Origin of the sequence: Herbidospora cretacea (assembly GCF_001570605.1) — a bacterium.
In the GTDB taxonomy this organism is placed as follows: Bacteria; Actinomycetota; Actinomycetes; order Streptosporangiales; family Streptosporangiaceae; genus Herbidospora; species Herbidospora cretacea.
The window spans coordinates 306,528-328,684 of record NZ_BBXG01000003.1; the positions used below are offsets into that span (position 1 = coordinate 306,528).

Annotated in this window: 21 protein-coding genes; 10 read left to right on the plus strand and 11 right to left on the minus strand. The window is 71.6% G+C overall.

The genetic code is table 11. The features are described 5' to 3' along the window. Positions 1-34: 34 nt before the first annotated feature. Positions 35-1,912 (plus strand): 1-deoxy-D-xylulose-5-phosphate synthase, encoded by a 1,878-nt coding sequence (gene dxs, locus AW270_RS07205; RefSeq protein WP_061291967.1) that lies wholly within the window; start codon positions 35-37, stop codon positions 1,910-1,912. Here dxs and AW270_RS07210 read toward each other — a convergent pair. The 4 genes from AW270_RS07210 to AW270_RS07225 are packed head-to-tail and all read right to left on the minus strand — an operon-like array spanning position 1,909 to position 6,336. After that, the gene (locus AW270_RS07210; RefSeq protein WP_061291969.1) at positions 1,909-2,514 is read right to left on the minus strand and encodes a DedA family protein; all 606 of its coding nucleotides are present in this window, start codon (positions 2,512-2,514) and stop codon (positions 1,909-1,911) included. The two genes, dxs and AW270_RS07210, sit on opposite strands and share 4 nt — an antisense overlap. A gap of 20 nt (positions 2,515-2,534) precedes the next feature. After that, positions 2,535-3,137 (minus strand): LysE family translocator, encoded by a 603-nt coding sequence (locus AW270_RS07215; RefSeq protein ID WP_061291970.1) that lies wholly within the window; start codon positions 3,135-3,137, stop codon positions 2,535-2,537. A gap of 11 nt (positions 3,138-3,148) precedes the next feature. Beyond that, a complete protein-coding gene (locus AW270_RS07220) occupies positions 3,149-5,170 on the minus strand; it encodes a 3-hydroxyacyl-CoA dehydrogenase NAD-binding domain-containing protein (protein WP_061291972.1) in 2,022 nt (673 codons plus the stop codon). Beyond that, on the minus strand, positions 5,137-6,336 hold the full coding sequence (locus AW270_RS07225) for a thiolase family protein (protein WP_061291974.1): 1,200 nt from the start codon (positions 6,334-6,336) through the stop codon (positions 5,137-5,139). Before AW270_RS07225 ends, AW270_RS07220 begins: the two co-directional genes overlap by 34 nt. A 103-nt stretch (positions 6,337-6,439) precedes the next feature. On the opposite strand from AW270_RS07225, the gene AW270_RS07230 reads away from it, so the two are divergent. Beyond that, positions 6,440-7,420 carry a LacI family DNA-binding transcriptional regulator gene (locus tag AW270_RS07230; protein WP_061291976.1) on the plus strand — a complete coding sequence of 327 codons (981 nt, stop codon included), beginning with the start codon at positions 6,440-6,442 and terminating at the stop codon, positions 7,418-7,420. Then, the gene (locus tag AW270_RS07235) at positions 7,417-8,136 is read left to right on the plus strand and encodes a sugar phosphate isomerase/epimerase family protein (protein ID WP_061291978.1); all 720 of its coding nucleotides are present in this window, start codon (positions 7,417-7,419) and stop codon (positions 8,134-8,136) included. Before AW270_RS07230 ends, AW270_RS07235 begins: the two co-directional genes overlap by 4 nt. Here AW270_RS07235 and AW270_RS07240 read toward each other — a convergent pair. The 3 genes from AW270_RS07240 to AW270_RS07250 are packed head-to-tail and all read right to left on the minus strand — an operon-like array spanning position 8,087 to position 11,096. Beyond that, positions 8,087-8,917 (minus strand): sugar phosphate isomerase/epimerase family protein, encoded by an 831-nt coding sequence (locus tag AW270_RS07240; protein WP_061291980.1) that lies wholly within the window; start codon positions 8,915-8,917, stop codon positions 8,087-8,089. The two genes, AW270_RS07235 and AW270_RS07240, sit on opposite strands and share 50 nt — an antisense overlap. Then, positions 8,914-9,963, minus strand: a complete 1,050-nt coding sequence (locus tag AW270_RS07245; protein WP_082801368.1) for a DUF993 family protein — start codon at positions 9,961-9,963, stop codon at positions 8,914-8,916. The genes AW270_RS07240 and AW270_RS07245 overlap by 4 nt, the downstream gene beginning before the upstream one ends. Continuing rightward, positions 9,960-11,096 carry a Gfo/Idh/MocA family protein gene (locus AW270_RS07250; protein ID WP_061291982.1) on the minus strand — a complete coding sequence of 379 codons (1,137 nt, stop codon included), beginning with the start codon at positions 11,094-11,096 and terminating at the stop codon, positions 9,960-9,962. The genes AW270_RS07245 and AW270_RS07250 overlap by 4 nt, the downstream gene beginning before the upstream one ends. A 79-nt stretch (positions 11,097-11,175) precedes the next feature. Between AW270_RS07250 and AW270_RS07255 the strand changes: the two genes are divergently transcribed. Together AW270_RS07255 and AW270_RS38540 are read left to right on the plus strand one after the other, a co-directional pair. Continuing rightward, positions 11,176-12,723, plus strand: coding sequence for an alpha-amylase family glycosyl hydrolase (locus AW270_RS07255; protein WP_061291984.1), 1,548 nt, complete (start codon positions 11,176-11,178; stop codon positions 12,721-12,723). A 194-nt stretch (positions 12,724-12,917) separates the two neighbouring features. After that, positions 12,918-13,514 carry a hypothetical protein gene (locus tag AW270_RS38540; RefSeq protein ID WP_157521746.1) on the plus strand — a complete coding sequence of 199 codons (597 nt, stop codon included), beginning with the start codon at positions 12,918-12,920 and terminating at the stop codon, positions 13,512-13,514. A 326-nt stretch (positions 13,515-13,840) separates the two neighbouring features. Here AW270_RS38540 and AW270_RS07260 read toward each other — a convergent pair whose 3' ends face one another. Next, on the minus strand, positions 13,841-15,067 hold the full coding sequence (locus AW270_RS07260; protein ID WP_061291986.1) for an HRDC domain-containing protein: 1,227 nt from the start codon (positions 15,065-15,067) through the stop codon (positions 13,841-13,843). Next, positions 15,064-15,666 (minus strand): DUF3000 domain-containing protein, encoded by a 603-nt coding sequence (locus AW270_RS07265; protein ID WP_061292414.1) that lies wholly within the window; start codon positions 15,664-15,666, stop codon positions 15,064-15,066. Before AW270_RS07265 ends, AW270_RS07260 begins: the two co-directional genes overlap by 4 nt. Before the next feature lie 546 nt (positions 15,667-16,212). On the opposite strand from AW270_RS07265, the gene hemE reads away from it, so the two are divergent. Then, positions 16,213-17,250, plus strand: a complete 1,038-nt coding sequence (gene hemE / locus AW270_RS07275; protein ID WP_061291990.1) for a uroporphyrinogen decarboxylase — start codon at positions 16,213-16,215, stop codon at positions 17,248-17,250. Positions 17,251-17,260: 10 nt separating this feature from the next. Beyond that, positions 17,261-18,022, plus strand: coding sequence for a hypothetical protein (locus tag AW270_RS07280; RefSeq protein WP_061291992.1), 762 nt, complete (start codon positions 17,261-17,263; stop codon positions 18,020-18,022). On the opposite strand, the gene AW270_RS07285 is transcribed toward AW270_RS07280, so the two are convergent. Beyond that, positions 18,005-18,979, minus strand: a complete 975-nt coding sequence (locus AW270_RS07285) for a DUF4349 domain-containing protein (protein WP_169807268.1) — start codon at positions 18,977-18,979, stop codon at positions 18,005-18,007. The two genes, AW270_RS07280 and AW270_RS07285, sit on opposite strands and share 18 nt — an antisense overlap. Positions 18,980-19,049: 70 nt before the next feature. Here AW270_RS07285 and hemG point away from each other — a divergent pair, with 70 nt between their 5' ends. Genes hemG through AW270_RS38545 form a run of 3 tightly spaced genes read left to right on the plus strand, consistent with a single transcriptional unit; the run spans position 19,050 to position 21,753 of the window. Further along, entirely contained in the window at positions 19,050-20,486 is a 1,437-nt protein-coding gene (hemG, locus tag AW270_RS07290; RefSeq protein ID WP_063819123.1) for a protoporphyrinogen oxidase, read from the plus strand. Then, positions 20,452-21,153, plus strand: a complete 702-nt coding sequence (hemQ, locus tag AW270_RS07295; RefSeq protein ID WP_061291997.1) for a hydrogen peroxide-dependent heme synthase — start codon at positions 20,452-20,454, stop codon at positions 21,151-21,153. Before hemG ends, hemQ begins: the two co-directional genes overlap by 35 nt. Positions 21,154-21,192: 39 nt before the next feature. Next, on the plus strand, positions 21,193-21,753 hold the full coding sequence (locus AW270_RS38545) for a hypothetical protein (protein WP_157521747.1): 561 nt from the start codon (positions 21,193-21,195) through the stop codon (positions 21,751-21,753). Here the strand turns inward: AW270_RS38545 and msrB are convergent. Continuing rightward, entirely contained in the window at positions 21,728-22,138 is a 411-nt protein-coding gene (gene msrB / locus AW270_RS07305) for a peptide-methionine (R)-S-oxide reductase MsrB (RefSeq protein WP_061292001.1), read from the minus strand. The two genes, AW270_RS38545 and msrB, sit on opposite strands and share 26 nt — an antisense overlap. Positions 22,139-22,157 lie beyond the last annotated feature (19 nt).

Genomic DNA, 22,157 nt, shown 5'->3' on the forward strand with positions numbered 1-22,157 from the left:
CTACTGTTCGACGGCGAACGGGAAAGGAATCGCAGTGGGCCTTCTGGAGTCCCTGAGCGGACCGACCGACCTCAAAGCACTCGACGCGAGCGAGCTGCCCCGGCTCGCCGAGGAGATCCGTGACCTGCTGGTCCGCTCCGTCGCGAATTCGAAGGCGGGCGGCCACCTCGGTCCCAACCTGGGAGTGGTCGAGCTGACCATCGCCCTCCACCGGGTCTTCGACTCGCCCCACGACCGGATCGTCTGGGACACCGGCCACCAGTCCTATGTCCACAAGATGCTGACCGGCCGCGCCGACCAGTTCGACGGCCTGCGCCAGGAGGGCGGCCTGTCGGGCTACCCGAGCCGCGCCGAGTCGGTCCACGACATCGTGGAGAACTCCCACGCCTCCACCGCCCTGTCCTGGGGCGACGGCATCGCCAAGGCGTTCCGCCTGACCGGCAGCGACCGCACGGTCGTCGCGGTGATCGGCGACGGCGCCCTCACCGGGGGCATGGCCTGGGAGGCCCTCAACAACATCGCGCTGACCAAGGACCTGCCGCTGGTCATCGTGGTCAACGACAACGGCCGCTCCTACTCCCCGACGATCGGCGGCCTGGCCACCCACCTGTCCAAGCTCCGGGTCACCCAGAGCTACGAGCAGGTCCTGGAGTTCGTCAAGGACAAGTTCGGCAACGTGCCGGTCCTCTACGACACCCTCCACGGCATCAAGAAGGGCCTCAAGGACGTCCTGGCCCCCCAGGTCATGTTCGAGGACCTCGGCATCAAATACGTCGGCCCGATCGACGGCCACGACGAGCCCGCCATGGAGGCCGCGCTCCGCAAGGCCAAGGCCTACGGCGGCCCGGTCATCGTCCACGTCGTGACGAAGAAGGGCCAGGGCTACGAACCGGCCGAGAACCACGACGAAGACTGCTTCCACGCGCCCCAGCCCTTCGACATCGTCACCGGCGAGGAGCGCCCCAAGCAGCTCGGCTGGACCAACGTGTTCAGCGACGAGATGGTCCGCGTCGGCGCCGAGCGCCCCGACGTGGTCGCCATCACCGCCGCGATGCTCCACCCGACCGGCCTGGCCGACTTCGCCGCCCTCTACCCCGACCGCATCTTCGACGTCGGCATCGCCGAGCAACACGCCCTGACCAGCGCGGCGGGCCTGTGCGTCGGCGGCCTGAAGCCGGTGGTCGCGGTCTACGCGACGTTCCTCAACCGCGCCTTCGACCAGCTGCTGATGGACGTCGCGCTCCACCGCCTCCCGGTGACCGTGGTTCTCGACCGGGCCGGGGTGACCGGCGACGACGGCGCGAGCCACAACGGCATGTGGGACCTGTCGATCCTCCAGGTCGTGCCCGGCCTCCAGGTCGCGGTGCCGCGCGACGCGGTGCGGCTGCGCGAGCTGTTCGGCGAGGCCCTCGACGTCACCGACGGCCCGACGGTGGTGCGTTTCCCCAAGGGCGGCCTGGTCAAGGAGGTCGAGGCGATCGGTGAGATCGGCTCGATGGAGCTGCTCCACGAGGGCGAGGGCGAGCCCGACGTGCTGATCGTCGCGGTCGGCCCGATGGCCGAGATGTGCCTCGACGCCGCCGGGCTGCTGGCCGCCCAGGGCGTCTCCGCCACGGTGGTCGACCCGCGCTGGGTCAAGCCGCTCGACGAGTCGCTGACCCTGCTGGCGTCGGCCCACAAGCTGGTCGCGGTCGTCGAGGACAACGGCCGCGTCGGCGCGGTCGGCGACGCCGTCTCGCGGCTGCTGCGCGACCACGACATCGACGTGCCGGTGCGCAACTTCGGCCTGGCGCAGGAGTTCCTCGACCACGCCAAGCGCCCGAAGATCATGGCCGACGCGGGGCTCACCGCGATCGACCTGGCGGGCGAGCTGTCCGACGCCCTGCGCCGCCGGGCCGCCGTCGACTTCTAACGGCGGTTGACGACCTTCTTCATCACGAAGCCGATCGTGGCCGCGACCACCGCGACGCCGGCCGCGATCGGCATGATCAGCCCCTCGTTCTGGCGGGCCGCCTCACCGGCGAGCGCGCCGATCGTCACGTAGCCGACGACCCAGATCGCGCCGCCGAGCATGGCCCAGAAGCCGAACCGGCGGCGCGGCATGCCGAGGATCCCGGCCAGAACGGGGGTCAGGGCGTTCAGGCCAGGGACGAAATAGGTCAGCGAGATCAGCCAGCCGCTGCCCTGGAGCACCTCCTCGGCCTGTTTCCACTTCGGCTCGCCGACCCAGCGGCCCACCCTGCTCGCGCGGACGCGGGGGCCGAAGTGGCTGCCGATCCAGTGGCCGGAGAACGCGCTGATCGCGACCCCGCCCAGCCCGCCCGCGACGACCAGCGGGCCCTCCGCGACGCTGTCGACCGTCGTCCCGGCGATGATCAGGGACAGGTCTCCCGGGACGATCACGCCGACGAGCAGCAGGCCTTCCAGGGCGACGTACAGGAGGATGACGAGGGCGACGAGAACGGGGCTCTGGGTGGTCAGCCATTCGAGGATCTGGTCCACGGCGTCGAACATCCCGTCCTTCTGCCCAGCGGCTATCCGGTCACGCCCTGGACGACCAGCCAGACCCCGGCGGCGGCCAGCAGCAGGCCGCTCGCCGCCAGGGTCGTCCGGTAGGCGCGCGGGCTGAGGCGGTGCCGTCCGGCGGAGACGAGCGCGGCCAGGACCACCTTCGCGCCGACGAGCAGCAGATAGAAGCCGATCATGAACGCGGCGGCGCGGCCGGGACCCGACTCCCAGGCGGCCACGACCAGCGGGCCGCCCACGGTGATCCAGAACAGCCACGGGTGGGGGTTCAGCAGGTTGACCAGCACGCCCCTGCCGACCTGCGACGGCACCTTCTCGCCGGGCGTCGGCGGGGTGGCCGTGCGGGCCGCCAGGAAGGCCTCGGCGCCGAGGTAGACCACGTACAGGCCCCCGGCCACGGACAGACCCCGCAGCAGAGGGGACGGGAGCGCGCCCGCGAGCACGATCGACAGCACCACGACGGGCAGGTCCGACAGCAGCGGGACGCACGCCATGCGCAGCCCGGCCGGGAAACCCCCGCGGAGACTCGCGGTGATGACCAGGCCGAGCAGCGCGCCCGGCGCGACCCCGGCGCCGAGGCCGAGGCCGATTCCGAGCAGCAGTTCCCGCACATCACGGGAGCCTAGGGGAGGAACCGGGCTCCGTTGACCGCCTCCGAGATGCCCGTCCGGTCGAGGTAGGGCGTGATGCCGCCCAGGTGGAACGGCCAGCCCGCGCCGAGGATCAGGCACAGGTCGATGTCCTGCGGCGCGGAGACGACGCCCTCGTCGAGCATGATGCGGATCTCCTCGGCCAGCCCGCGCAGCGCCCGCTCGCGCACCTGCCGCGCGTTCGACACCTCGCCCGGCCCCGGGTGGAGCATGTCGCCGCCGGTGGAGACCATCGTGGCCAGGGCCGCCGAGACCGGGAACCGGTCGGGGTAGGCGGTGTTCATCGTCTCGGCGACGTGCAGCGCGACCGCCGGTCCGACCAGTTGCAGCAGCGTGAACGGGGTCATCGGCAGGCCGAGTTCATCGAGCGCGTGGTCGGCCACGTCGGCGGCGGTGCCGGTGTCGACCGCGGCCAGCACCTCTCCCATGAACCGGGTGAGCAGCCGGTTCACCACGAACGCGGGCGCGTCCTTGACCAGCACGGCCGACTTGCGCAGCGTCTTGGCCACGGTGAACGCGGTCGCGACGGTCGCGTCGTCGGTCTGGTCGCCGCGCACGATCTCCAGCAGCGGCATGACCGCGACCGGGTTGAAGAAGTGGAACCCGACGACCCGCTCGGGGTGGCGGAGCTGGGAGGCCATCTCGGTGACCGACAGGGACGAGGTGTTGGTCGCCAGCACGCAGGTGTCGGAGACGACCTCCTCGACCTCGGCGAACACCGTCTGCTTCACCTTCAGGTCCTCGAACACCGCCTCGATGACGAAGTCGGCGTCGGCGAACGCCTCCTTGGTCAGCGACCCGGTGACCAGCTTCTTCAGCCGGGTGGCCTGGTCGGCGGTGATCCGCCCCTTGGCCTGGAGCTTGTCGACCTCCTGGTGCACGTAGCCGACGCCCTTGTCGACGCGCTCCTGGTCGAGGTCGGTCAGCACGACCGGCACCTGCAGCCGCCGCGCGAACAGCAGCGCGAACTGCGAGGCCATCAGCCCCGCGCCGACCACGCCGATCTTGGTGACCGCCCGGCCCGGCACCTGCGGCACCCCGGCGGGCTTCTTGGCCCGCCGCTGGGTCAGGTCGAAGGCGTAGAGGCCGGCCCGCAGCTCGTCGCTCATGATGAGATCGGCCAGCGCGTCGTCCTCGGCCGCGAAACCGGTGTCGCGGTCGCTCGTGCGGGCCTTCCCGATGAGCTCCAGAGCCCGGTACGGAGCCGGCGCGGCCCCCCGCAGCTTGAGGTCCACCAGGCCGCGGGCCTGCTCGATCACGGGCGTCCAGTCGGCCGCCTCGTGGTCGGCCCGGTCGACCACGACGTCGCCGTTGACCACCCTGGCGGCCCAGCGCAGCGACTCCTCCAGGAAGTCGGCCGGCTCGAACATCGCGTCGGCGAGGCCGAGCCCGTAGGCCTCCGGCCCCTTGATCATGCGGTTCTGCGACAGCGGGTTCTCGACGATCAGCCTGACCGCCTTCTCCGGCCCGATCAGCCGGGGCGTCAGGTAGGTCCCGCCCCAGCCCGGCACCAGCCCGAGGAAGCACTCGGGGAAGGCGACCGCCGGGACGCCGGAGGAGATCGTCCGGTACGCGCAGTGGAGCGCCAGCTCCAGCCCGCCGCCCATCGCGGCGCCGTTCACGAACGCGAACGACGGGACGCCCAGCTCGCCGAGCCGCCGGAACACGCTGTGGCCGAGCTGCCCCACCAGGTGGGCCTGCTCCCGGGACGAGATGGAGCCCGCCTCCTTGAGGTCGGCCCCCACCGCGAAGATGAACGGCTTGCCGGTGACCCCGACGGCGGTCAGGTCGGTGCGCTCGGCGATCGCGTCGAGCGCGTTCTTCAGCTCGTTGAGGCCGCCCTCGCCGAAGGTGTTCGGCTTGGTGTGGTCCTCGCCGTTGTCGAGGGTGATCAGCGCCATCGTGCCCGCGCCGTAGGGGAGTTCCACGTCACGGACCAGGGCGTGGGTGACGAGTTCGCTCATGCGCCGTTCTCCTTGGTGAGGTTCTCCCATACGACGGTGCCGCCCATGCCCAGGCCGACGCACATGGTGGTGATGCCGTAGCGGACGCCGGGGCGCTCGGCCAGGCCCCGCGACAGCTGCGTCATCAGCCGCACGCCGCTGGAGGCGAGCGGGTGGCCGTAGGCGATGGCGCCGCCGTAGGGGTTGACCCGGGCGTCGTCGTCGGCGATGCCGAAGTGCTCCAGGAAGGCCAGCACCTGCACGGCGAAGGCCTCGTTGATCTCGATCAGGCCGATGTCCCCGATGGTCAGCCCGGCCAGCCGCAGGGCCCGCTCGGTCGAGGGGATCGGCCCGACGCCCATCAGCTCGGGGTCGACCCCGGCGAAGGCGTAGGAGACCAGCCGCATCCGGGGGGTCAGCCCCAGCTCGGCCGCCACGTCTTCGGCGGCGAGGACGCAGCCGGTCGCGCCGTCGTTGATGCCGGAGGCGTTGCCCGCCGTCACGTTGCCGTGGGGCCGGAAGGGCGTCTTCAGCGTGGCCAGCCCGTCCATGGAGGTGCCGGGCCGCATGGCCTCGTCGGCCGTCGCCAGCCCCCAGCCCTCGGCGGCCTTGCGGGTGGCCATCGGCACCAGGTCGGGCTGGATCACCCCGTCGGCGTAGGCCTTGGCGGCCCGCTCCTGCGACAGCACGGCGTAGGCGTCGGCCCGCTGCTTGGTGATCGTCGGGTAGCGGTCGTGCAGGTTCTCCGCCGTCATGCCCATGACCAGGGCGGAGGCGTCGACCAGCCCCTCGGACAGGAACCGGGGGTTGGGGTCGACCCCCTCGCCCATCGGGTGGCGGCCCATGTGCTCGACGCCGCCCGCGATGGCGACGTCGTAGGCCCCGAAGGAGATCCCGCCCGCGACGGTCGTCACGGCCGTCATCGCCCCCGCGCACATGCGGTCGACGGCGTAACCGGGAACGGTCTTGGGCAGCCCGGCCAGGATCGAGGCCGACCGGCCGATGGTGAGACCCTGGTCGCCGATCTGGGTGGTGGCCGCGATGGCGACCTCGTCGACCCGCTCGGGCGGCAGCGACGGATTGCGGCGCAGCAGTTCGCGAATGACGCGGACGACCAGATCGTCCGCCCTGGTCTCGGCGTAGAGGCCCTTGGGCCCCGACTTGCCGAACGGCGTGCGAACGCCGTCGACGAAGACGACTTCACGTGACGCGGGCACGGTATCTCCCTATGTGCGTGGGCTGACACCCCAATGCTACTCGTGAGTAACTAGCCGGTGGTGCGGCATACTGGGAAATCGCTTTCCGGAAGGGTGTCAGCTCGTGGTCACGCTGGAAGACGTCGCACGCCATGCCGGGGTGTCCCTCGCGACCGCCTCGCGGGTGCTCAACGGCAGCGCCCGGCAGGTCGGGGCGGGGCTCCGGGAGAGGGTGGAGCAGGCGGCGGCCGAACTGGGCTACCGCACCAACGTGGCGGCGCAGACGCTCGCCCGTGGGGCGGGGAACGTGATCGGGCTGGTCGTCCACGACCTGGTCGACCCCTATTTCGCGGCCATCGCCGACGGGGCGGTGCGGGCGGCGGAGGCACACGGGATGGTGGTCATGGTGGGGACGACCCACCGCGATCCCGTGAAGGAGATCGCCTACGTGTCCTCGCTCGGGGCGCAGCGGGCGCGGGCGGTGATCCTCGCCGGGTCGCGGGTGGACGACCCCTCCGCCGCCGCGCTGCGGACCGAGCTGGAGCGCTACCGGGCCGGGGGCGGCCGGGTCGCGGTCATCGGCCAGGATCTTCTCGGTACGGACACCGTCGCCGTGGCCAACCGCTCGGGCGCCGCCGCGCTGGCCGAGGCGCTGAAGGCGATGGGGCACCGGGAGTTCGCGATCCTCGCCGGGCCGCCCCGGCTGATCACCGCGGCCGACCGCTGCGAAGGGTTCGCGGCGGCGCTCCCCGGTCTCTCCCCGCAGATCATCCACGGCCCCTTCGACCGCGACGGCGGCTACGCCGCAGCGGCGTCCATCAACCCTGGCGTGACCTGCGTGTTCGCGGTCAACGACGTGATGGCGGTGGGCGCGCTCGCGGCGTTCCGCGACCGGGGCCTGCGGGTGCCCGACGACCTCTCCCTCGCGGGCTTCGACGACATCGCGACCCTGCGCGACCTGGTCCCGGCCCTGACGACCGTGCGGCTGCCGCTGGCCGAGATCGGGGCGCGCGCGGTGGAACTGGCCCTCTCCGGGGACGCCGGCCCGTCGGTGGTGCACGTCGAGGGCGAGGTCGTGATCAGAGAGAGCGTGCGGGCGCGATGAGATTCGCGATCAGCACCCTCGGGCTGCCGGGGGCGTCGCTGTCCGAGGCGGTCGAGGTGGCCGTGCGCCATCACGTCGACGGGCTCGAACTGCGGCTGCACGAGGACATGCCGCTGGACCGCGACCCCAGGGAGGCCGGTCTGGAGGTGGTCGCCGTCTGCGGATACGTCAGGATCGCCGAACCCGGGCCCGACGACGCCGTGGTCGCCGCCCTGCGGGAGCAGCTCGCGCTCGCCGACCGGTTCGGGGCGCTCGGGGTCCGGGTGTTCCCCGGCGGGCGGGACGTCGAGGCCGCGCTGCGGCGGCTGGAGGCGGTCGCGGGGGAGACGCGGGCCCGCGTGCTGGTCGAGACCCACGACCACATGCCGACCGGGGCCGCCGTGGGGGCGCTCCTCGACCGGTTCGCCAGGCCCGACGCCGCCGGGGCGATCTGGGACGTCCTCCATCCCTGGCGGAACGGCGAAGACCCGGCCGCCACCTTCGAGGCGCTCCGGGGGCATCTCGCGTACGTCCAGATCAAGGACGCCGCCGGCACCACGCCCCGGCCGATGGGGCTGGGGGAGGTGCCGCTGGACGTCGTCGCCGGCCTGCTGCGCGGCTATCCGGGATGGGTTTCCCTGGAGTGGGAGAAGGCCTGGCATCCCGATGTCGAGCCGCTGGAGGAGGTCATCCCGGGAGCCCGGGAGTGGGTTCGATCCATCGCGCGTAGCGGCTGACCATCTCCGCCATGACCTCGTCGGGGTCCCTCGCCCAGACGTCGGCGTTGAAGATCTCGACCTCGATGTCGCCGTCGTACCCGGCCTTGCGGACCGCCTCGGTCAGCGGGCCGAAGTCGATCACGCCGTCGCCCATCATGCCCCGGCCCAGCAGGACGTCGGCCGGGAGCGGGACCAGGAAGTCGCAGACCTGGTAGCTGAAGATCTTGGCGCGGGCGATCTCGGCGAGGACCTCCGGGTCCCACCACACGTGGAAGGTGTCGACGACCACCCCGACGTTGCCGAAGGGCTCGGCCAGGTCGTTGGCCTGCTTCAGGGTGCTGAGGACGGCCCGGTCGGCGCAGTAGACGGGGTGGAGGGGTTCGAGCGCCAGACGTACCCCGGCCTCGGCGGCGTAGGGGGCGAGGACCTGGAGGGACTCCGCGACCCTGGCCCGCGCGGCGGGGAGGTCCCTGGAGATCTCCCCCAGGGGTTCGCCGGGGACCACGCCCGGGAGGCCGCCGACGACCATGACCAGGCAGGAGGCGTTCAGCGCCGCCGCCTCGTCGATGGCGCGGCGGTTGTCGTCGAGGGCGTCGCCGCCGGTCAGGAAGCCGCCCCGGCAGAGGGAGGAGACGCGCAGGCCCGCGTCGCGAACGAGCCTCACCGACTCGGCCAGGCCCTGCTCGGCGACGTTCTGCCGCCACAGGCCGATGGCCTCGACGCCGTGCCGGGCGCAGCCGTCCACGGCCTCGCGGACGGTCCAGCGCCTGGTGGTCCACTGGTTCAGGGACAGCGTCACCGGCCGTACACCGCCTTCAGCGACCGCAGGCGGGCGGCGGCGAGGTCGGGGTCGGCGATCAGGCCGGCGCGCTCGGCCAGGCGGTGGACCTCGATCAGGTGGGGGAGCGACCGGGCCGCCTGGGCGCCGTTGATCATGACGAAGGCGTCCTGGTGGCCGTTGAGCCAGGCCAGGAAGACCAGGCCGGTCTTGTAGTGGAAGGTGGGGGCCTCGAAGATCTTCCTGGACAGGTCGACGGTCGGGGCCATGATGCGGTCGTACGCCGCCAGGTCGCCGTCGTCGAGGGCGGTGAGCGCGGCCGAGGCGGCGGGGGCGATGGCGTCGAAGATGCCGAGCAGCGCGTGGGAGCCCGACTTGATCAGCGACGGATAGTTGAAGTCGTCGCCGGTGTAGAGACGCACCCCCTCGGGGAGCGCGGCCCGCAGGGCGATCTCGTGGTCCTCGTCGAGGAGCGAGACCTTCACGCCCTCGATCCTGCCGGCGTTCTCCCTGACCAGGGTCAGGAACTCGGCGGTCGCCTTCTCGATGTCGGCGGAACCCCAGTAGCCCGCCAGGTTCGGGTCGAACATCTCGCCGAGCCAGTGGAGGATCGCCGGGCGGTCGACCTCGGCCAGCAGGCGGCCGTAGACCGTGTGGTAGTCCTCCGGGTGCCGCGCGAGCGCCGCGAGCTGGCGGGACGCCATGATGATCACCCCGGCGCCGGCCTCCTGGACGGTGGCGATCTGCTCCAGGTAGGCGTCGAGGACGCCGGCCAGGTCGTGGGGGCCGGTCAGCTGGTCGGTCCCGGCGCCGCACGCCACCAGGCCGGGGGCCTCGGCCGCGCTCAGCCTGATCAGCTCACGGGTCGCGGCCCAGTCGAGACCGGCGTTGCGCTGGGCGGTGTCCATGGCGTCGGCGACGCGGAACCCGTGGGACCACAGGTGGCGGCGGAACCGCAGCGTGGCCTCCCAGTCGACCGCGGCCGGTCTGCCGGGGGTGTTGTCGGCGAGGGGGTCGGCCACGACGTGCGCGGCGGCGTACACGACCCGGCTCTTGAAGCTCTTCACGAGGTCACCGCGACCCTGCGGCCCTCGGCCGCCGAGCGCAGGCCGAGCTCGGCGAGCAGGACCCCGCGCGCGCCCGAGCGCAGGGTGTAGGGGAACGGCTCGTCGTCGGCCACGTGGCGGACGAACCGCTCCCACTGGACCTTGAAGCCGTTGTCGAACTCGGTGTTGTCGGGGACCTCCTGCCAGCCGTCGCGGAAGTCGGCCGTGGCGGGCAGGTCGGGGTTCCAGACCGGCTTGGGAGTGGCGCTCCGGTGCTGTACGCGGCAGTTGCGCAGCCCGGCGACCGCGCTGCCGTGGGTGCCGTCGACCTGGAACTCCACCAGCTCGTCGCGGTTCACCCGGACCGCCCACGACGAGTTGATCTGCGCGACCGCGCCGCCGCCGAGTTCGAAGATCGCGTACGCGGCGTCGTCGGCGGTCGCCTTGTAGGCCTGGCCGCGCTCGTCCCAGCGCTCCGGGATGTGGGTCGTGACGTGGGCGTACACGGAGTTCACCGGGCCGAACAGGTTCTCCAGCACATAGGCCCAGTGGGGGAACATGTCGAGCGTGATCCCGCCGCCGTCGTCGGCGCGGTAGTTCCACGACGGGCGCTGGGCGGCCTGCCAGTCGCCCTCGAACACCCAGTAGCCGAACTCGCCGCGGACGGACAGGATCCGCCCGAAGAAACCGCCGTCGATCAGCCGCTTCAGCTTCAGCAGGCCCGGCAGGAACAGTTTGTCCTGGACGACGCCGTTCTTGACCCCCGCCGTCTCGGCCTCCCGCGCCAGGTCGAGGGCCTCGGCGGAGGTCTCGGCGGTCGGCTTCTCGCAGTAGACGTGCTTGCCCGCCGCGATGGCCTTCCGGGTCGCGGCGACCCGCGCCTGGGTGATCTGGGCGTCGAAGTAGATCGTGTTGGCCGCGTCGGACAGGGCCGTGTCGAGGTCGGTGGTCCAGTCGGCGATGTCGTGCCGCGCCGCGAGGTCCTGGAGCTTGGCCTCGCTGCGGCCGACCAGGACCGGCCGCAGCCGCACCCGCCTCCCGTCGGCGAGGGTCACCCCGCCCCCGGCGTTGATCGCCAGCACCGACCGCACCAGATGCTGCCGGTATCCCATCCGCCCGGTGACCCCGTTCATCACCACGCCGAGCTCGGTCATGTGTTGCTCCTCGTGACTGGAAAGCGCTTTCCGCACGGTACCTGATTAACTAGGCAAACGACCAGCCAAAAGGGAGTACGTGTTGAGTCAGTGGTGGCGTGACGCAGTCGTTTACCAGGTCTACCCGCGCAGCTTCGCCGACGGCGACGGCGACGGCACCGGCGACTTCGCCGGGGCGCTCGCCCGGCTGCCCTATCTGGCCGACCTCGGCGTCGAGGCCGTCTGGTTCTCGCCCTTCTACCCCTCGCCCCTGGCCGACGGCGGCTACGACGTGGCCGACTACTGCGACGTCGACCCCCGCTTCGGCACCCTGGCCGACTTCGACGCCTTCGTCGCGGCGGCGGCCGAGCGCGGCATCCGGGTGATCGTCGACATCGTGCCCAACCACTGCTCCTCGGCCCACCCCGCCTTCCAGGCCGCCCTGGAGGCCGGCCGGGGCAGCCCCGAGCGCGACCTGTTCATGTTCCGCGACAAGCCCAACAACTGGCAGTCGATCTTCGGCGGCCCGGCCTGGACGCAGGTCGAGGACGGCCAGTGGTACCTGCACCTGTTCGACTCCTCCCAGCCCGACTTCAACTGGCAGAACCCGGCCGTCCCGGCGATGTTCGAGAAGGTCATCCGGTTCTGGCTCGACCGGGGCGTGGCCGGGCTGCGGGTCGACGTGGCCCACGGCCTGTTCAAGGACCCCTCGCTGCCCGACGTGGCCGACCCGGCCCCGTCCGACCGGCCCTCGCCGTGGTTCCACCGGCCCGAGCTCATCGGCCACTACGCCTCGTGGCGGGCCATCCTCGACTCCTACCCGCCCGACGTCTTCCCCGGCGAGCGCACGGCGGTGGGCGAGTTCTGGGGCACCGAGATCACCCACCTGGAGCCCTACTTCCGCCCCGGCGGCATGCCGCAGGCCTTCAACTTCTTCCTGTTCCAGACCGCCTGGGACGCCGCGGCCCTCAAGCACACCATCACGACCTCGATCGGCCTGGCCGCCGAGTCCGACGTCGTCGCCCCCTGGGTGATCAGCAACCACGACGTGGTGCGCCCCGTCACCCGCTACGGCGGCGGCCCGCTGGCCACCCGCGACCTCGACGTCGACCTGGACCTGGGCACCCGCCGGGCCCGCGCGGCGGCGCTGCTGCTGCTCGCCCTCCCCGGCTCGGCCTACGTCTACCAGGGCGAGGAGCTCGGCCTCCCCGAGGTCATCGACATCGCCGACAACTTCCGCGACGACCCCGTCTTCCACCGCACCGCCGGCGCCCGCCTCGGCCGCGACGGCTGCCGCGTCCCCATCCCCTGGTCCGGTACGGCCAAGCCCTACGGCTTCACCGAAGGGGAGTCGACCTGGCTGCCCCAGCCGACCACCTGGGCCCCGCTCACCGTGGAGGCCCAGCGGTCCGACCCCGGCTCGACCTTGAACCTCTACAAGCGCGCCATCGCCGCCCGCCCGCGCGGGGGCGCGTTCACCTGGCTCGACCAAGGCGACGAGGTGATCGCCTTCAGCCGGGGCGACGGGTTCACCTGCGTGGTCAACCTGGGCGCGGCGACGGTCCCGCTGACCGGCGAGGTCGTCCTGTCGAGCGGCCCGCTGGACGGCGGCCTGCCCCAGGACACGGCGGTGTGGCTCCGCTCATAGCCCGCTCGACGGTGTCCCGCTGCTGGGGCCGTGCCTTCGAACGCTGCGCTCGCCTCCGGAGTTGTCTCCAGGGGCGAGCGTTTCCATATGGCCAGAATTCCAGTGACTGTCGATATGGGCAAAGTCGCGGCCATGGGGTTGTGGCCCCCAGGGAGGCTTGACCTCGGGTGGTGTGAAAAACACTCTTACAGAAGGTGCGATTACAGGCGAAGGGTATTTCGGTGACCTTGAAGATAATGCGCGTCCTAGCTTTATTGCTTGTGGTGCCGTTTATTGCCGCATGCCCGAATCAAGTCAACCCGGCCACGCCTGATGTCACGCCGCCCACGCTCGGGCTCGACGCGCACAACATCCCGGTGCAGCCTGGGGCCCCGTCGCAGTCCAGTCCGGAAACGATCACTCCAGACTGCTGTGACCTCGACAGAATCGTGAAGCCTGGCACTATCACTCTGATAGCCGGGGCGGTCGACAAGGAAAGTGGACTGCGCTCTGTGTCTATATGGGTGGTGAACTCATCGGCGACATGCGTCGATGCCAATGGGATAGCGACCAAGTCTGGCCCTGGGCTGGTTGGCGGTCCGGCGGCGCGGAACCCTTCGACCACTGCACCGTCACCCGTCGCTTCCACCGCTCCCGACCAGCTCATCGTTTCCTATAACGTTGTTATCGCAGCGCGTCCGGCGGGGTGCGTGCAATATTTCTCTAATAGGGACGTGTACGCGGAGGCGGAGAATTCGGCCGGGAAGAAAGTACAGACGAAGCGATTCGGTTTTAGCTTGAAGGTTACCTGAACCGGGCCTCGGAATATCGCAACGAAAGGGAGGCTTCAGGTGTCTCTGTAGTGAAGTCTTTCAGAGGTCGGCAAGGGAATGGCTGGCATCGCTGTGCCGGTCGGTGGCTTTCGGGTGCACGATGGAACCACAGTCCTAAGCCGACTGCTCCCACCTGCGCCATCAAGAGATCCGACACGCGATCCTCGACTTTGCTGACCAGAAACAATCGGTCCACTGAGGACGGGCATGGCCACCCGCTATGACGAACGCGGTTACATTTTTGTCGGCACGGTCACTGTCGCAACGCCGTCATTTGGCTCCGCACCCCATCCAAGAAACAGGTCCTAGATCTCGCCTTTAGTCTCAAGGCGTTGGAGCGCTCGGGACATCGGGTGGGCCGCCAGGCTGATCTGCCACTCGCGGGCGCCCAGTGCCCGCAGGCGCTCGGCCAGGGCCTCCTCGTCGAGGTCTTCCGGGGGCTCCCAGGTCAGCCGGCGGACCGCGTCGGGCTGGAGGAGGTTCTCGGTCGGCATGCGGTGTTCGTCGGCCAGGGCGGCGACGACCGCGCGGGCGGCGGCCAGGCGTTTGGCGGCGGCCGGGTCGCGGTCGGCCCAGCGGTTGGCCGGGGGCGGGCCGTCGCCGGGGCCGAGAGGCTGGGGGAGCTCGCTCTCGGGCATCGTGCGGCCGCGGGTGATGGCGGCGAGCCATTCGCGCAGGTGGCGGCGGGCGCTGCGGCCGGTGAACGGCGGGATCTCGGTCAGCGCCTTGGTCGTGCGGGGCTGGTCGAGGGCCGCCTGGACGATCGCCGAGTCGGGCAGCACGCGGCCCGGGGCGAGGTCGGTCTCCCGGGCCAGGGAGTCGCGGAGGGTCCACAGCTCGCGCACGACCGCCAGGCCGCGCAGCGCGCGGACGCGGTGGATGCCGCTGGTGCGCCGCCACGGGTCGGTGCGCGGGGGAGCCGAGGGGGCGGTGAGGATGGCGGCGAACTCCTCCAGCGCCCAGTCGAGCTTGCCGGTCTCGGTCAGCTCGGCGTGGAGGGCGTCGCGCAGCTCGATCAGGACCTCGACGTCGAGGGCGGCGTAGCGGAGCCAGTCCTCGGGGAGCGGGCGGGTCGACCAGTCGGCGGCCGAGTGGCCCTTCACCAGGCCGAAGCCCAGGACGACCTCGACCATGGTGCCGAGGCCGACGCGTTCGTAGCCGAGCAGCCGGCCGGCCAGCTCAGTGTCGAACAGGCGTCGCGGGCGGAAACCGATCTCGGCCAGGCAGGGCAGGTCCTGGGTGGCGGCGTGGAGCACGACCTCGGCGCCGGACAGCGCGGCGTCGAGGCCGGACAGGTCGGGGCAGGCGATCGGGTCGATGAGCGCGCTCCCACTGCCCGCCCGCCGGAGCTGCACGAGGTAGGCCCGGCCGCTGTAGCGGTAGCCGGACGCCCTCTCGGCGTCGACGGCCACCGGGCCGGTCCCGCCCGCGAACGCGTCTACGGCCGCCGCGAGGTCGGCGGCCTCCGCTATGACGGGCGGAATCCCTTCGCGTGGTTCCAGCAGAGGCTGAACGGCTGTCTCATCGGTCACGTACTGGTCTTCCGGTCTGTCTCTTCTTCGGTGCGTCTCGGCCGCAGGGCCGTGACGTCGGGTGGCAGGGGGGGAATCCCCGCGGCGATGCACATCAGGTCGCACCAGGCGGCGACGTGCGCGGAAAGATCCTCGTCGAGCGGCGACCATGACGCGCGCAGTTCCAGCTCAGTCGTGACGGGATCGTTGTCCTTGTTCCCGAAACCCTCCGACACCGCTCTCGTAACCGTACCTCCCGCGGCGGCGAAGCCCGCGCCGTGGGTCTCCAGCGCGTCGGTCAGCCAGCTCCACGCCACCGGGCCGAGCAGGGGGTCGGAGGTGATCTCCGGCTCCATGTCGGCGCGGACGTAGGCGACCAGCCGGAACGGGCCCTCCCAGCCGCGCTGGCCGTCGGGGTCGAACAGCATGATGAGCCGGCCCATGGCCAGTTCGTCGTCGTCGCGGTAGACCGACGCGCCCACGGCGCCCGAATAGGGGGCCAGCCGCTGCGGAGCCGGGATGTCCTCAAGCTCGATCTCGGGGCGTACGGTCGCCGGACGCAGCGTCGCCAGGGCACGGGCGAACGCCTCGGGCGGCCCCGGGCGGTCACCGGTGGACATGACGGGCGCGCAGGCGGGTCGTGGGACGAGACGGAGCAGGGGGGAGGTCGTCGCGGTCATCGGTGGTGATCAAGCCGCCGCCACCGCAAGGGCGAGACGCGGCCGGCCGGGCGCCGGCTCCTGCTCGTGTGGCGAACCCTCCCCGAAGAACAGCGCGCTCCCGCAGTTCACGCACGACCACTCGGGGCACACCTCGTGGCCCTCGTCGCAGGGCGGCTGAGTGAACTGGCGCTCGGCGTCGCAGGAGGCACACCGCTCAGTGCGGTGTTCGGGGGAACTCCACATCGAAGTCATCGCCCTTTCATCGGAACCGGTGCGTCCGACGGTGGCACGTCGCGCCGACAAAACCCCGCATCGCGCTCGGCGTGTCTCGAAAGTGGTATTGGAATCGATGCCGGAGCCCCATTTGGCGAACACTTTGCCTAGAGCGGCGCTCGCGGGGCGTTTGACCGGGGTGTCGCGAGGGCCCAACGATACCGATCATTGGGTGGTCCTGTACCCGGGGTCGTGGCACGGACCGGCCTGTGAACGTGGGACTCTGGACGGGTGAATCCCCAGCTGGCCGAGTCGCCTTTCCTGCTGGCCTGCCGCCGCCAGCCAGTGCCCCACACGCCCGTCTGGTTCATGCGTCAGGCCGGTCGCTCGCTGCCCGAATACCGCAAGGTCCGCGAGGGCACCGAGATGCTCGCCGCGTGCGCGACCCCCGACCTGGTCGTGGAGATCACGATGCAGCCGGTCCGCCGCTACGGCGTCGACGCGGCCGTCTTCTTCAGCGACATCGTGGTGCCGCTCAAGGCCATCGGGATCGACATCGACATCAAGCCCGGCGTGGGCCCCGTGGTCGCCGACCCGATCCGCGACGCGGCCGCGATCGAGCGGCTGCGCCCGCTGGAGCCGGTCGACGTCCCCTACATCACCGAGGCGGTCACCGAGCTGACCAGGGAGCTCGGCGCGACTCCGCTGATCGGGTTCGCCGGCGGGCCGTTCACCCTCGCGTCCTACCTGATCGAGGGCGGGCCCTCGAAGAACCACGACCACACCAAGGCCATGATGTACGGCGCGCCGGACCTGTGGCACTCCCTCATGGACCGGCTGACCGTCATCACGCTGGCCTGGCTCAAGGTCCAGGCCGACGCGGGCGCCTCGGCGCTCCAGCTGTTCGACTCGTGGGTCGGGGCGGTGGCGCCCGGCGACTACCGCGAGTTCGTGCTGCCGTACACGAGCAGGATCTTCGCCGGGCTCGAAGAGCTCGGCGTGCCGCGCATCCATTTCGGGGTCGGCACCGGCGAGCTGCTGCCGATCATGGGCGAGGCCGGGGCCGACGTCGTCGGGGTCGACTGGCGGGTGCCGCTCGACGAGGCGGCGCGGCGCGTCGGCGCGGGCAGGGCGCTGCAGGGCAACCTCGACCCGGCGGTCCTGCTGGCGCCGTGGGAGGTCGTCGAGAAGCGGGCCCGCGCGGTCGTCGAGGCCGGGCGCGCCGCCGAGGGCCACGTGTTCAACCTCGGCCACGGCGTGCTGCCCTCGACCGACCCCGGCCAGGTGGCCCGGCTGACCGACTTCGTCCACGAGATCAGCGCCCGCTGAGCCTGCTTCCATGCGGGCGGTCTTACTCTCGGCGTCGCTCCTCCTGCTGATCGCCTCGCCGTATCTCCCCGGCGGCTACGACCCGCTGGCGCTGCCGCTGTCGACGCTGGCGCAGATCTTCGGGGGAGTGGGCCTGCTCGCCGTGGTCACCTCGGTGCCGCTGCTGCTCTGGCCGCGCAACCGGTTCTGGCGGGCCGCCCAGGCGGCCGCCCTGGCGGTCACCGCGCTGGCGGTCTCGGCGGCCGCCGTGGCCGAGTCGGGGCCGCTGCTGGGGCTGGGGGCGCTCGCTCTGTGGACGGCCGTGCTCGCGCGGCGGCCCTCGCCGGTCTACTTCGTGGTCCTGCCGCTCGTCGCGCTGGCGGGGCAGGCGGTGCTCAGCCGCCCGCTGACCGCCTACGCCCGGGACACCGCCGTCGCCCACGCCGCCGAGATGATCGCCGCCGTCGAGCGGAGCCACGACGACCAGGGCGTCTACCCCGACGCCCTCGACGCCGTCTGGCCCGACTACCACCCGGGGGTCCGCGGCGTCGCCCGGTACAGCTACGCCAAGGGCGGCGACTCCTACAACCTGGCGTTCGAGCTGCCGAGGTTCTTCTTCGACGCCTTCGGGACGCGCGAGTTCGTCGTCTACAACCCGGCCGACCGGCACCTCATGCCGAGCCACGCCTCCTGGGTGCTGCTGTGGCCCGACGCCCGGATCCGCAACCAACAGGGCTGGTACGCCTCCCGCGACGCCGGACCACCGCACTGGAGGTCATTCCTTTTCGACTAGCGATTCGTCGTGCCGCCGGGGCGTCTCGGCGGGCGGGGGAGCCACCGCCACCGCCTGCCGCCGCCGCATCCGCCGCCAGAAGGGCAGCGCGATCAGGAACAGCACGCCCATCACGACCAGCCACGGCAGCAGCGCGCCGACGATCGTCGACAGCGCGTCGGCGAACTTCTTCAGGCCGTCCCAGCCCGCCTTCAGACCGGCCAGGAAGCCCGTCTCCTCCACCTGCGGCTGGACCGGGGGAGCCGACGGGCCGACGAGGGTGATCGTCAAAGTGGCCATGCCGGTCTGCTCGGTGAGCGACTTCTGCCGGGCCTGGAGGGCCTCCAGGTCGGAGGTGCGGGCCTGGATCTCCCGCTCGATGTCCATGATCTCGCCGATCTTCTCGGCCTTGGTCAGCAGCGTGCGGAACTGCGCCACCGCAGCCTCGGCCGACTTCACCCGGGCCGCGACGTCGGCGACCTCGCCGGTGACGTCCTCGGTGCCCTGGTGCAGCGACTCCGTGGTGCCGAGCTCCTTGCCCAGGCGGCCGAGCGTGCCCGGGTACTGGGCGGGTGGGATCTTGAAGGTGATCGTGGACTCCTGGCGGGACGCGGAGGAGTTGGAGCGCTCCTCCGCGACGTAGCCGCCGGCCTCGGTGACCATGCGTTTGGCCTGGTCGAGAGCGGCGGCCACGTCCTTGGCCCGGACCGTCATCTCGGCCTTGTAGATGATCGCCCGGTCGGCGGGCGCCATCGCGACATTGGCTCCGGACGCGTCGGGGGGCGCCTTCTGGCCCCCTTCGGCCTCGGTGGCCTGCTTCTCCTCCGGCGCGGCGGCGGGCGCGCCGCCGGACTCGGCGGACAGGGCGGGGGCGTCGGCGGCCGAACCACTGGCCATCTCGCCTTCGCCGCCACACGCCGTCAGGAAGAACGCCGCGAGGAGAAGCGGCGCTATCGCGCGTGAACGCAATGTGCTCATGAACAATGGACGTTCCCCGCGCGTCACCGGTTTGGGGCTCGGCGTCACGATGCAGTCACGGCTTAGGGTGATGCCCATGGAGCGTTTTCACGTGGTCGTCGTGGGGGCCGGCATCGCCGGTCTGGCCGCCGCCTGGCACCTGAGGAACGACCGCGTGCGGGTGACCGTGCTCGACGGCGCGGGCCGGATCGGCGGCAAGCTCGTGGCCACCGACGTGGCCGGGGTGCCGGTCGACGCGGGCGCCGAGGCGATGCTGGCCCGCCGCCCCGAGGGCATCGAACTGGCCAGGCTGGCCGGGCTCGGCGGCGATCTCGTCGATCCCGGCACGACCAGCGCGAGCATCCTGTCCCGGGGCGAGCTGCGGCCGATGCCGAAAGGCCAGGTCATGGGCGTGCCGTCCGACCTGGTGGCGCTGGCCCGCTCGGGGGTGCTGTCCCCGGCGGGGCTGGCCCGGGTGCCGCTCGACCAGGTGCTCCCGGCGACGCTCGTGACGACCGACGTCTCGGTGGGCTCCTACATCCGGGCCCGGATGGGCGACGAGGTGGTCGACCGGCTGGTCGAGCCGCTGCTCGGCGGCGTCTACGCCGGTTCCGCCGACCGTCTCTCGCTGGAGGCGACCATGCCGGCGGTGGCCGCCGCGGCCCGGTCGGAGGCCTCGCTGCTGCGGGCCGCCCGCGACATCGCCGGAGCCGCGCCCAAGAACCCCGGCCCCGTCTTCACGTCGCTGAAGACCGGCCTGGGCGCCCTCCCGCCGGCGCTGGCCGCCGCGTCCGGGGCCGAGGTCCGCACCGGCGTGATGGTGCGGGAGCTGTCCCGTACGCCCGCCGGCTGGCGGCTCGTCACCGGCCCCACCCGCGACGAGCGGGTCATGGAGGCCGACGCGGTCGTGGTGGCCGTCCCGGCGGCCCCGGCGGCCCGGCTGCTCGAACGCGAGGTCCCCAAGGCCGCCGCCGAGCTCGCCCGGATCGAGTACGCCAGCATGGCCCTCGTCACGCTGGCCTACCCGGCCGACGCCTTCCCCGGGCTCCCCGCCGGGAGCGGCTACCTCACCCCGCCCGTCGAGGGCCGCGCGGTCAAGGCCGTCACCTTCTCCAGCGTGAAGTGGCCCCACCTGGCCGGCCACGGCTACGTCTTCGTCCGCTGCTCGATCGGCCGGCTCGGCGAGGAGCGCCTCCTCCAGCGGGACGACACCGAGCTGACCACCCTGGCCATGAACGAGATGACCGAGATCACCGGGGTGCGCGGCCTGCCCGCCGACACCCGGGTCACCCGCTGGGGCGGGGCCCTCCCGCAGTACGACGTCGGCCACAACGACCGGGTCGCCCGCGTCCGCGCGGCGGTGGCCGGAGTGCCGGGCCTGGCGGTCTGCGGGGCGGCGTACGACGGCGTGGGGATCCCGGCGACGGCGGCGACCGCCCGCGCGGCGGCCGCCCGGATTCTCGACCACCTGGATCCCCGGGCAGAATGGCGGCATGACGGACGGCACCCCGCGGCTCAAGGCGCGTGACCTCAACAATGTGATCCGCTACACCATGTGGTCGGTCTTCCGGCTGCGCGAGGGCCTCCCGGCCGAACGCGACGCCGTGGCCGAAGAGGTGCGGGAGCTCCTCGACCAGCTGGCCGGCAAGGACGTGGTGACCCGCGGCGCCTACGACGTGGCCGGGTTCCGCGCCGACGCCGACTTCATGTTCTGGTGGCACGCCCCGGCCCCCGAGGACCTCCAGGACGCCTACGCCCGGTTCCGCCGCACCGCCCTCGGGCGGGCCAGCGAGCCGGTCTGGTCGGCGATGGCGCTGCACCGCCCGGCCGAGTTCAACAAGTCCCACATCCCGGCGTTCCTAGCCGAGGAGGAGCCGCGCGGCTTCGTCTGCGTCTACCCGTTCGTGCGGTCGCTGGAGTGGTATCTGCTCGACGACGGCGAGCGCCGGGCGATGCTGGCCGAACACGGCCAGATGGCCCGCGACTACCCCGACGTGCGGGCCAACACGGTCGCCTGCTTCGCGCTCAACGACTATGAGTGGATGCTGGCGTTCGAGGCCGACGAGCTCCACCGCATCGTCGACCTGATGCGCCACCTGCGCGGCGCGAAGGCCCGGGAGCACACCCGGATCGAGATCCCCTTCTACACCGGATCACGCAAGCCGGTGACCGAACTCGTCAACGCGCTGCCGTAGGAAGCCGGTTCTTGGCATACTCGTGGGCAAATGATGAATATGGCACGATCCACGGGGAAACGTCGCAGGTCTCGGTCGCGGGCGGCTGAGGTCGTCGTCGGCGTCTCGTGCCTGGGGCTCGGGGTGACGGCCGTCGTGGTGCCCCTGCTGGCGGCCCGGGGCGAGCAGGCTCCCGTGCGGATCGCATCGATCGAGGTCCCCACGACGGAGGCGGCCGTCCCGGCGGTGCCGGGACCGCCGCCCGCGGAGAAGGAAGAGGAGAAGCCGGCCAAGCGCAAGGAGACGGAGTTCTCCGACAAGGAGGCGCTCGCCTACTTCGACGACCGCTGGGACGACGAGACCCACCGGCACATCACCGACATCCGCACCAGCGGCACCTACCTGCGGATCTACACCGATCTCCCCGAGTCCAAGGACAACTCGCCGGCCGCGCTGCGGCTCTGCGAGCGGGGCATGCAGTACCTCGGCGAGCTGGGAGTGGCGAAGCGGGTGGTGTTCGTGCAGGCCCGCACCGGGGGCAACGGCAACCCGGTGCTGGCCAACGTGCTCGGCCCGAAGGACGACGACTGCCGGGTCACTTACCCGAAGCCGAAGGCCTGAGGTTCAGCGCGACGGAGTTGATGCAGTAGCGGTCGTCGGTGGGGGTCGGGTAGCCCTCACCGTGGAAGACGTGTCCCAGGTGGGAGTCGCACGACGCGCAGCGCACCTCGACCCGCACCATGCCGAGGCTGCGGTCCTCGATCAGGGTCACGTGGTCGGCCGCGCTGGGCTCGTAGAACGAGGGCCAGCCGCAGTGCGACTCGAACTTGCTGTCCGAGGTGAACAGCTCCGCGCCGCAGGCGCGGCACGAGTAGACGCCCTCGGTCTTGGTGTCGACGTACTCCCCGGTGAAGGGACGCTCGGTGCCGGCCTGCCGCAACACCCGGTACTCCTCGGGGTTGAGCTGGACTCGCCACTCGGCGTCCGTCTTCATGACCTTGTTCATCAGCCACCAGCCTTTTCTG